The sequence below is a fragment of the Erysipelothrix sp. strain 2 (EsS2-6-Brazil) genome, from assembly GCF_016617625.1.
Lineage (GTDB): Bacteria > Bacillota_I > Bacilli_A > Erysipelotrichales > Erysipelotrichaceae > Erysipelothrix > Erysipelothrix piscisicarius.
Window position 1 is genome coordinate 65,327 of record NZ_SBAR01000007.1, and the last position, 10,447, is coordinate 75,773.

13 protein-coding genes are annotated in these 10,447 nt (G+C 37.9%); 12 read left to right on the forward strand and 1 reads right to left on the reverse strand.

The window, feature by feature from the left end; genetic code table 11:
• The 11 genes from EPJ89_RS05655 to EPJ89_RS05705 all read left to right on the forward strand — a co-directional run bounded on the left by EPJ89_RS05655 (position 1) and on the right by EPJ89_RS05705 (position 8,166).
• Positions 1-513, forward strand: coding sequence for an ATP synthase F0 subunit B (locus EPJ89_RS05655; protein ID WP_125164199.1), 513 nt, complete (start codon positions 1-3; stop codon positions 511-513).
• Positions 491-1,030, forward strand: coding sequence for an ATP synthase F1 subunit delta (atpH, locus tag EPJ89_RS05660; protein WP_125164200.1), 540 nt, complete (start codon positions 491-493; stop codon positions 1,028-1,030). Before EPJ89_RS05655 ends, atpH begins: the two co-directional genes overlap by 23 nt.
• Positions 1,023-2,543, forward strand: coding sequence for a F0F1 ATP synthase subunit alpha (gene atpA, locus EPJ89_RS05665; protein ID WP_125164201.1), 1,521 nt, complete (start codon positions 1,023-1,025; stop codon positions 2,541-2,543). Before atpH ends, atpA begins: the two co-directional genes overlap by 8 nt.
• Entirely contained in the window at positions 2,536-3,318 is a 783-nt protein-coding gene (locus EPJ89_RS05670; RefSeq protein WP_125164202.1) for a F0F1 ATP synthase subunit gamma, read from the forward strand. The genes atpA and EPJ89_RS05670 overlap by 8 nt, the downstream gene beginning before the upstream one ends.
• Positions 3,319-4,716 carry a F0F1 ATP synthase subunit beta gene (atpD, locus tag EPJ89_RS05675; RefSeq protein ID WP_161637038.1) on the forward strand — a complete coding sequence of 466 codons (1,398 nt, stop codon included), beginning with the start codon at positions 3,319-3,321 and terminating at the stop codon, positions 4,714-4,716.
• Positions 4,709-5,107 (forward strand): ATP synthase F1 subunit epsilon, encoded by a 399-nt coding sequence (gene atpC, locus EPJ89_RS05680; RefSeq protein WP_125164204.1) that lies wholly within the window; start codon positions 4,709-4,711, stop codon positions 5,105-5,107. The genes atpD and atpC overlap by 8 nt, the downstream gene beginning before the upstream one ends.
• Entirely contained in the window at positions 5,104-6,444 is a 1,341-nt protein-coding gene (locus EPJ89_RS05685) for a TrkH family potassium uptake protein (RefSeq protein ID WP_200549224.1), read from the forward strand. The genes atpC and EPJ89_RS05685 overlap by 4 nt, the downstream gene beginning before the upstream one ends.
• 12 nt (positions 6,445-6,456) lie before the next feature.
• Positions 6,457-7,131: a potassium channel family protein gene (locus EPJ89_RS05690; protein WP_161637040.1), complete on the forward strand. Its 675-nt coding sequence runs from the start codon at positions 6,457-6,459 to the stop codon at positions 7,129-7,131.
• 113 nt (positions 7,132-7,244) lie between these two features.
• A complete protein-coding gene (gene trxA / locus EPJ89_RS05695) occupies positions 7,245-7,556 on the forward strand; it encodes a thioredoxin (protein ID WP_161637041.1) in 312 nt (103 codons plus the stop codon).
• 62 nt (positions 7,557-7,618) lie between these two features.
• Complete coding sequence (locus EPJ89_RS05700; protein WP_200549225.1) at positions 7,619-7,921, forward strand: rhodanese-like domain-containing protein; 303 nt, start codon at positions 7,619-7,621, stop codon at positions 7,919-7,921.
• Positions 7,918-8,166 carry a metal-sensitive transcriptional regulator gene (locus EPJ89_RS05705; protein WP_003775485.1) on the forward strand — a complete coding sequence of 83 codons (249 nt, stop codon included), beginning with the start codon at positions 7,918-7,920 and terminating at the stop codon, positions 8,164-8,166. The genes EPJ89_RS05700 and EPJ89_RS05705 overlap by 4 nt, the downstream gene beginning before the upstream one ends.
• A 29-nt stretch (positions 8,167-8,195) precedes the next feature.
• Here the strand turns inward: EPJ89_RS05705 and EPJ89_RS05710 are convergent, their stop codons facing one another.
• Positions 8,196-8,633 (reverse strand): hypothetical protein, encoded by a 438-nt coding sequence (locus EPJ89_RS05710; protein WP_202606000.1) that lies wholly within the window; start codon positions 8,631-8,633, stop codon positions 8,196-8,198.
• A 214-nt stretch (positions 8,634-8,847) separates the two neighbouring features.
• Here EPJ89_RS05710 and EPJ89_RS05715 point away from each other — a divergent pair, with 214 nt between their 5' ends.
• Entirely contained in the window at positions 8,848-10,293 is a 1,446-nt protein-coding gene (locus EPJ89_RS05715; RefSeq protein WP_200549226.1) for a benzene 1,2-dioxygenase, read from the forward strand.
• Positions 10,294-10,447: the final 154 nt, after the last annotated feature.

The window sequence follows — 10,447 nt, forward strand, 5'->3', positions numbered from 1 at the left end:
ATGACTATCGATATTGCACAAAAGTTAATGCCAAATCTCTTGACGATGGCAGCTCAGCTTGGTGCTACATTCGTAATATATTTGATGTATAAAAAATATTTACACGAACCTGTTCAAGAATACTTAGAAAAACGTTCGGAATTAATTGAGAGCGAAGTAAAAGAAGCAGAAGCACTTAAGCTAGAATCAAAAAAACTTAAAGAAGAACAACGTCATGAGTATGTTGTCGCAATGGAGCGCCTAAAGAAAATTGAAGGCGATATGATGGCCGATGCTGAAGCAAAACGTAAAGATATTATTGCGTCTGCTCAAGTAGAAATCGATCGTCGAGAAGCTGCATTGCAAAAAGAATATGAATTAGAAAAGAAAAAACTTTATACAGAAGTTCAACAATACATGCTGCAAGTTGCGGTCGATGTAAACCGTAAGGTTTTACAAGATGCGGAACTCAACAATCTAAATATGATGGATGATCTTGCGAAGGAAATGAATGCTTATGATTATAAGCACTAAAGTCTACGCAGAGGCACTTTATCAAGTGGGTGTTGAAACAAGAAACCCCTTGGAATTCTATAACGCATTACAAACGTTTCAAGAATTTTTAAACGATGAAGAATTTTATCGTATTATGACGGCAACGTTCTTGGATCAAGATGCGTTGGAACCAGTATGGAGTGAATTGGGGAAAACATTTCCTCAAGAAGTTGTAAAATTTCTCAAGATGATTCAAGATGCGAAGTTGATGAGCGATTTTGATCGTATTGTACGAGAATATCGTGATTTCCTTGAAGAAGGTAAGCATCTCAATGTTGTTGAGGTTACAAGTCCAAATGTATTAAGTGAAAACGAAAAAGAACAATTAATGGCCAATTTAAAATTACGCTATGAAGGTGTTTTTGAGATTGACTATAATGTTGATGCTTCGTTGATTAAGGGTCTTGTGGTACGTGTCAACCATGATATTTATGACACAAGTATTAAAAGTAAATTAGATCGAATCTTAAACCAGGGAGGATTAGAGAATGAGTAACCAAACTGAAAACATCTTACAGATGTTAAAGGAAAAAATTAGTACTATCGAATTTGATGAAGCCAATGTAGATGTTGGTAAAGTCTTCAAAGTTGGTGATGGTATTGCCTTTGTGCGCGGTTTAGATCAAGTTCTATCTGGTGAGATGCTCCGTTTCAATGATGAAGTATTTGGTTTGGCACTAAACTTAGAAGAAAACCAAGTTGGGGTTGTACTTTTAGGTAACGACAAACTTGTAAAAGAGGGCGATGTTGTTTACCGTACAAACCATATTATTGAAGTTGGTGTTGGTGATGCACTTTTAGGACGTGTTGTTAATGCTTTAGGTCAACCAATTGATGGTCAAGGAGCCATTGAAACGGTTGATGTCCGTCCTATTGAACGTGTGGCACCTGGGGTTATGACGCGTAAATCGGTACACGAACCACTTCATACTGGAATTAAAGTCGTTGACTCAATGATTCCAATTGGTAAGGGACAACGTGAGTTAATTATTGGTGACCGTCAAACTGGAAAAACAAGTATTGCTTTAAACGCTATTTTGAATCAAAAAGGTCAAAATGTGAAATGTATCTATGTTGCGATTGGTCAAAAAGCATCAACGGTTGCAATGGTTGTTGAAAAACTTAAAGAACATGATGCACTGGATTATACAGTTGTTGTTTCAAGTACTGCAAGTGAATTAGCACCGCTACAATACCTTGCACCTTATACAGGATGTGCAATTGGAGAGCATTGGATGGATAATGGCGAAGATGTTCTTATTGTCTATGATGATTTATCCAAACATGCGGTTGCTTATCGAACCATTTCACTCCTCTTAAGAAGACCTGCAGGTCGTGAAGCGTATCCTGGAGATGTTTTCTATCTTCACTCACGCTTACTCGAACGTTCTGCAAAGCTTAATGAAAATTACGGCGGCGGTTCAATGACTGCGTTACCAATTATTGAAACGCAAGCAGGTGATATTTCAGCTTATATTCCTACAAACGTTATTTCAATTACGGATGGTCAGCTATTCTTAAACTTAGATGCATTCAACAGTGGGGTTCGTCCTGCTGTAGATAGCGGAATGTCTGTTTCACGTGTAGGTTCAGCAGCACAAACAAAAGCAATGAAACATGTAGCATCGTCACTAAAACTAGAACTTGCAACATATCATGAATTATTGAGTTTTGCTCAATTTAGTTCAGACATTGATGAAGCAACTCAAAAAACGATTGACCATGGTCGTCGTTTAACAGAACTTCTAAAACAAGGTGCACTTACAAAGACACCACATGAGTTGATGATTATTAGTATGTTTTTAAATAAATATGGCTATCTTGACCAATTAGAGGTTAAGGAAGTTTTACCGTTTGAAAAACATTTACATGGTCGTTTTGTTCAAACACATACCGATGTGCTTGATCGCATTAAAAAGGACTATGTCCTTGATGATGCATTAATCGAAGACTTAAAAACAATTATCGATGAAGAAATAAGTGATTTTAAGGCGGCGCATCATGCCTAATACTTCAGGTATAAAAAAACGTATTAAATCAATCTCTTCAACTCAAAAAATTACGAAGGCGATGAAACTTGTTTCTTTGAGTAAATTACAACGTTATCGTGATCAAATGAGTGAGTTCAAAGAATATTATGAAGCCGTAACTAAGGTTTCTGAACAATTTATTCATTTTGATGAAGCGATTATTGATGACACCCCGCGATTGTACCTTGTAGTCATGCCGGATTTAGGGTTGTGTTCTGCATATACCCAAGGTCTTGCACGTAAACTGTTAGAAGTTTATCGTGAGGAGGATATGGTTATCAGTCTTGGTGCCCAAGCTTATGAATTTTTAAAAACACGAGGTGTAAACATCATTAATCAAGAAGTTTCAAGCGAACGTATTGAACTTCACGATATTATTAAAACGATTAACCCGTATGTATCTACACATCAAATTGTCGCAATCATACCCGAGTATGAAAATGCGATGACCCTTGATTTTAAACTTCATATCTTGAATACGAAATCAAGCGGTCGTCGTGATGATGTCATCTATGAACCAAGCTTTGAAGAAGCATCGGAAATGATGATTAAACAATCATTGATGAGTCTCGTTAAATATACATATCTAACTTCAAAAGTTAGTGAACATACAACACGTCGGATTGCGATGGAAAAAGCAACTGATAGTGCTCAAGATATGATTGACGATCTTGGCCGCAAGTACAATCGTGTGCGTCAAGAAGCAATCACACAAGAAATATCAGAAATTGTTTCTGGAATGGAGGTTTCTTAGATGAAAGGTCGTATCGTACAAATTGTCGGTCCTGTTGTGGATGTTCGCTTTGATAAAGAGCACATGCCAAAACTATACAATGCATTAAAAGTAAAACATGAATCAATGGATGTTACCCTTGAGGTATCACAACACATTGGAAATGATTTAGCGCGTTGTATTTCTATGGGTCCTACAGATGGCTTATCACGTGGCCTCGAAGTTGAGGATACAGGTTTTGCTATCAAAGTTCCGGTCGGAAAAGAAATTTTAGGCCGAATGTTTAATGTATTGGGAGAGCCAATCGATGAACAAACATTTAACACAGAAGGTGTTGAAATGCATGAAATTCACCGTGAAGCGCCACCCTTTAAAGATCAACAAACTACTAATACTGTGTTAGAAACAGGTATTAAGGTTATTGACTTACTTTGTCCGTACCCACAAGGAGGAAAAATTGGTCTCTTTGGTGGAGCGGGTGTTGGTAAGACGGTTTTAATGCAAGAATTAATTCATAACATCGCAATTGAACACAGTGGTCTTTCTGTTGTTGCGGGTGTTGGTGAACGGACACGTGAAGGGAATGACCTCTATCACGAAATGAAAGATGCGAAAGTTCTTGAAAATACAGTTCTAGTTTATGGTCAAATGAATGAGTCACCTGGAGCTCGGATGCGCGTTGCGTTGTCGGCTTTAACCATGGCTGAAAATTTCCGTGATCAAAACAAACAAGATGTTCTGCTTTTCATCGATAATATTTTCCGTTTTACTCAAGCAGGATCAGAGGTTTCCGCGCTACTTGGGCGTATGCCTTCTGCTGTTGGATACCAACCAACTCTTGCAACTGAAATGGGTCAATTACAAGAACGTATTACGTCGACAAAATCAGGATCGATTACATCGATTCAAGCAATTTATGTACCAGCGGATGACCTTACGGATCCAGCTGCTGCCATTACGTTTACGCACTTAGATGCAAAAACGGTATTGGATCGTAATATTGCAGCGCTTGGTATTTATCCAGCGGTTGATCCACTTGAATCAAGCAGTAATCTACTATCGGAAGATGTTGTAGGTGCAGAGCACGTTTACGTAGCAACTGAAGTTCAAAAAATCTTACAACGTTATAAAGATTTACAAGATATTATTGCAATTTTAGGTATGGATGAATTAAGTGAAGATGATAAGTTGACGGTTAACCGTGCGCGTAAAATCCGTAACTTCTTGTCCCAACCATTCTTTGTTGCGGAGACGTTCTCAGGAATTCCAGGGTCGTATGTGCCAATTGCTGACACAATCCGTAGCTTTAAAGCAATTTTAGATGGGGAAGTGGATCACTTACCAGAGCAAGCATTCTTGTTCGCATCTACAATTGATGACGTTTACCGTAAGGCAGGCGTAACAAAAGAAAATGTTTAATCTAAAAATAGTTACACCAGAAGGAGCATATCGGAGTGTGGAGATTGATTCCATCACACTCCCAACTTCTGATGGGCAACGCACGGTGCTCCAAGAACATATGGCAATCGTATTGCCAATTGAAATTGGAATTATGTATACAAAATCGAAAGATGGAAGAGAAAATTTTGCAGTTTCGGAAGGGTTGTTCACATTTGAAGACAATCAAGGAACACTTTTGGTTTCTACAATTGAAAGTGAAGAAGAAATTGATTTCCATCGTGCTGAACAGGCACGAATTCGTGCCGAAAAGCGTCTAAATGAAAAGAAAGAGTATGAGGATGGACTTGATTTAAAACGAGCTCAGCTTGCTCTTATGCGTTCATTATCGAGGTTGAGGTTGAAAAAATGAAACGTAAATTTAAAAAAATTACAATTCCTCAATATATTGCACTTGGTTTCGCACTAACAATTTTTGTTGGTGCGACCTTGTTGTCTTTGCCAATATCGAGTCAAAGCGGTCATGCAACCAATTTTTTGGATGCATTATTTACGGCGACATCTGCAGTCTGCGTGACAGGTCAGGTTACACTCAATACCGCAGAACATTGGAACTATTTTGGAAAAACGGTGATCATTACTTTAATTGAAATTGGTGGACTTGGGTTCATGTCAATTATCGTGATGTTTTTTGTCTTTATAGGAAAACGTCTCAATTTGCGTCAACGTCTGATTGTTCGTGAAGCCATAAATACGGATAGTTTATCGGATGCGCAGTTTCTCATTCGTTATATCATTCGCTTTTCGCTCACAATTCAAGCAATTGGAGCATCCCTTTTGGCGATTGATTTTATTCCGAGATTTGGAATATTAAAAGGAATCTATTTCTCTGTTTTCCATAGTATATCCGCATTTTGCAATGCAGGATTTGATTTATTTGGAGACAGTTTGGAAGGGTTCACTCAAAATCCACTTGTAATCCTTACAATTGGTGGTCTTATAGTCGTGGGTGGCTTAGGGTTTATCGTCTGGCGCGATGTGTTATCGTATCGACGAAATCGTAAATTACTTATGCATACCAAACTTACACTGATAACCACACTTTCCATATTAGGAGTAAGTTTTTTACTCTTTTGGTTAAGTGAGAGTCGCAATGGAACGTTTGCGGATTTACCATTCCATATGCAACTTATTAATTATCTCTTTATGGCGATTACCCCGCGTACGGCAGGTTATGCGAATGTTAACTATGCGACGGTTTCGTCAATGGGTATTTTTGTTACAATTCTCTTAATGTTTATTGGTGCTTCAGCGGGTTCAACCGGTGGTGGTGTTAAAGTCACAACCGTTGCTACCATTGTGCTCTTTGTTCGTGCTAAATTAAGAGATGAACAAACACATTTTAAGAATCGATCCATCTCTCATGAAAAAGTAGAGAAGGCGCTCTTAATTGTATTTGCTGGGATTATTATGGTCTTACTTGCTTCACTCATCCTTCTGATTACAGAAACGATACCTGAGCGTTATGGTATTGAATACGTATTGGTAGAAGTATTCTCGTGTTTTGGAACTGTGGGTCTAACCATGGGCCTCACACCAAATCTAACAGTGATTGGTAAAATTGTATTAATCGTATTAATGTTTGCTGGACGAATTGGATTATTAACATTCTTCCTCTCGTTTGGTGGCCGTGCAGAAAAGAAAGAACCGTTAATTCGTTACCCTGAAGGGAACGTCTTAATCGGATAAAGGAGCGAAATAATGACAAATAAAACTGTTGCTATCTTAGGGCTTGGATTATTTGGAGCATCGATTGCGAAAACATTAGCGCGACATAAAGTTGATGTTATTGCGATGGATTCGAAAATGGAACGTGTTGAAGAAGTAGCGAATTTAGTGGAGCATGCAGTCCAAGCAGACTTCACCAAACTTGAACAACTCGAAGCTGCAGATGTCGCAAATGCCGATATCGCAATTATTGCATCGGGAGAACGTTTGGAATCCACAATCCTTGGTGTCCTAAATCTCAAAAAATTGGGCTGTAAACATGTTATTGTGAAAACAAAAAATATGGATTACTATGAAGTTCTTAAAAAAGTAGGGGCCGATCGTGTTGTTTTACCGGAAGTTGAAATGGGAAAAAGACTTGCAAACGAAATTGCGAAACACAGTGTAATTGATGCCTTGCGCATTGATGATCGATACAATATTGTTGAGATTCATGCACTCTCATCATGGTATGGTAAAAGCATTAACGACTTAAATCTTCGTCAAGAATACGGTTTTAATATTCTTGGTATGAAATGTGATAATAATCAAGAGTTTCAAATTCTTGTGAGTCCAGAATACAAAGTACGCGAAGGTGATCTCTTCTTTGTATTGGTAGAAGAAAAAGATCTACAACGCTTTAATGATCTTGAAGATCATCATGAATAAGAAAAGGACAATCTTTTAAAAGATTGTCTTTTTTTAAGCAAATGTCTTTACTATTATACCGTAGGGGGTATAATAGTGTCATAAGGTAAATAACCAAAAGGAGTGTAACAATTATGACATTACATATAACAGATAAAGATTTTAAAGAACAAACTTCAGAGGGACTTGTATTTGTAGATTTCTTTGCGGAATGGTGTGGACCATGTAAGATGCTCGCACCTGTTATTGATGAGCTTGCAGATAAATATGAAGGCAAAATTAAAGTAGCGAAATTAGACATTGATGAAAACCGTCAAACAGCAACGGAATTTAATGTTATGAGTATTCCGACAATGATCTTGTTTAAAGATGGCGAACCTATTGAAAAAATCAGTGGATTCCAACCAAAACAAGCACTTGAAAAATACTTAGACAGTAAATTATAATTTATAAAGATATTATATAATGTGGCAAGTGCCACATTATATTTTTTAGGAAGGGTATAACTATGTATAAAACTATTATGACCCCCGAATTAGAATCACAACTTGGTCGCAAAGTGCCTTTAAATATAATTGATGTCCGGGATGAATGGGAATATGAAAGCGGTCATATTGATGGCGCAATCAATATTCCACTGGGTGAATTAAACCGTCACTATACCAATCTTTCGAAAGAGATTACGTACCATATTATTTGTCTTACGGGACATCGTTCTCAAGAGGCATCACGTTTTCTTGCGGACAAAGGATATCATGTTGTGAATGTAATGGGTGGTATGTCGATTTATAAGGGAGCGATGTCACAATGACATGTGAAAAACAATTATTAAACCGTTTAAAACGTGCGGAAGGTCAAATACGTGGCGTTACACGTATGCTTGAAGAAGGAGAGAGTTGTCAGGATGTGCTAGTCCAATTGACTGCTGTTCGATCAAGTGTTGATCGTATCATTAAACTCATAGCCGTAGATAACCTCCTTGATTGTGTCGATGAATCGGGTCGTGATCATGAACGGGTTCAAGATGCAATCAACCTTATTGTAAAGTCTCGTTAAAACACATTTAAATACAAAAATAAAAGCACCTATGCAGTAGGTGCTTTTATTTTACATGTTGTATTATTGATTTCATAACGAGTCCAGATCAGTCCGAGAAGGATTAATACGAGAGAAAGTAATTTGTACGGAAGTCCGGCTAAAGGAAGTGCAATCACAGAGAATGCAATTCCGATATTCGCAAAAAATGCAATAACACAAGGGGTACACCCGTAGGTAAGAATTCCGAAAAGAATGGATACAAAGCTGAGATTTGCTCCTTTACTTTCGATACCTTTGAGATCTACCATTACTGTGTTTAATACCATCAACAGGCCACTGAGTAGGGCCATGAGTAGATTCATAAACACATTGATAATAACGAGATAAATACCATATTCAAGCATCATCTCACGGTAACTGAGGTTGAAAGAATCGATGAGCGTATAGATTCCTAGAAAGAAAATCGTAAACAACGCAAGTTTCATCAAAGACCTCGGTGACTTTAATTTCTGCAATGCTTCATTAAACATCTTTGTTCACCTCTTATTATTACACAACCATTATACCACAGGGGGTATATATAAAAAGGAATATGCCTCGAATTACTTATGGATTGAATAATATTTGACATCAACACTTTGGGGTGGTATCTTTTTAGAAAGCGCATTCAAATGCAAGGTGTTTTAAGGAGGCGAAATCATGAAATGCGATCAGATTGAGTTGAAGAGTCAGGAAGATGAACTTCCGTGTAGCTCTAAGAAAAAAACAATAAGTATTCCGAAGGTTAGCGGTCATTTGCTAAGTGGATGTTTTGGTAATGACGTAGCTGTAGATAGGCAGTTATGCATTGCTACAAAACCAAGGTATACAGATTGTGATGGGTCGTATAAACATGATTATTCGAAACCAACGAAGTGTTCAATAAAAAAACAATTGGATGAACTTCATGAATGGTGTCAGGGTAAGATATCGGGGCATTTTTCGCCACGCTATCACGTTTTGACGTTTACGCAATTTAATCCTCAAACTAAAACAATAAGTGTACGCAATAATTTTAAGTATCTAAACACGGAACATGCGGTGTTTCGGTCGTGTGTGCTCAAGGATGGGCACAGTATTGAAGGATCAAAGTCAAGTTTCAGCCTGGTTTTAGATGTGGGTGAGACTCAAGAAATAAGTATCGATGTACCAAGTTTTTATGAATTTGATGCGATGTATCATCTAAATCTATACGTTATGGACCCTTATACCGATGAAGCGGTATTGTGTCATCAAATACGTCTGCATCATTTGGTAAAGCAAGAAGTAACAATGTCGGAGGAATTTAAACCGCTATCAGTCGTGGAGACACAAACCCGTTGCACGGTAACAGGTGAGAAGTTTTCGTTATCGTTTGATAAAGAAACGGGTTTTTTGGACTCATACCGATACGATGGGGATGAAATGCTTTCACGACCGATGTCTTTGTTGTGTAATCGTGGTCCCATGAATTATGAAGACAATGAGCATTGGAATACTTTTACACATGCGTGGGCGCAGGAAGGCGTTAAATCGTCAGCACAGCATTTTTCTATTGTAGTCGTTAATGATTCAAGAATTCGGATTACAACACGTAGTGTGCTTGTAAACGGGTCTGTGGCCCATACGGTTTATAAGATCTTTGCTGATGGACGTATTTGGGTGCGACAAACCTTTAAACCGGCAAATCACTCAGGACTCTCAATGATTGGAATTGAAATTCCATTAAAGCGTGCTTATGATACCTTGGCGTATTTTGGAAAAGGACCCCATGCAAATTATAAAAACCTAAACGATGAATTAGGTTTTGCGGTTTATCATGAGTCCCTTGAACAAGAGGTAAGCTCAAAGACATTTCGAAATCATACACAAGTGTTTTGGGCGTCCTTAACGAATGCATCGCGACAAGGACTCATGATTAAGTCGGATCGAGTACCGTTAAATGTTGGGGCACGCAGAGCACTTGATCAAAGTGTGGAATGGATTGTAGCGGTTGATGTAGTTGGTTGGCTCTCGAAGCATGATCCGCAATTTCTAGATGTACATCGTGAATATCATTATGAATTTGAATTGATTCCTGTTTTAAAGGGACAAGAAGATGCGTATTATAAAGTAAAAATGATATAAAAAAACATGCCGATAAGGCATGTTTTACCTAAATTCAAATCTCAACCGCACCACCCAAGGTGCGGTTGTTTTTGTATAATAAAAGGAGCCCACCCGACTAAAAGGAGCTCCAATATGAAGTATAAACAATTAGATAAAAAAATGAAAGACCAAA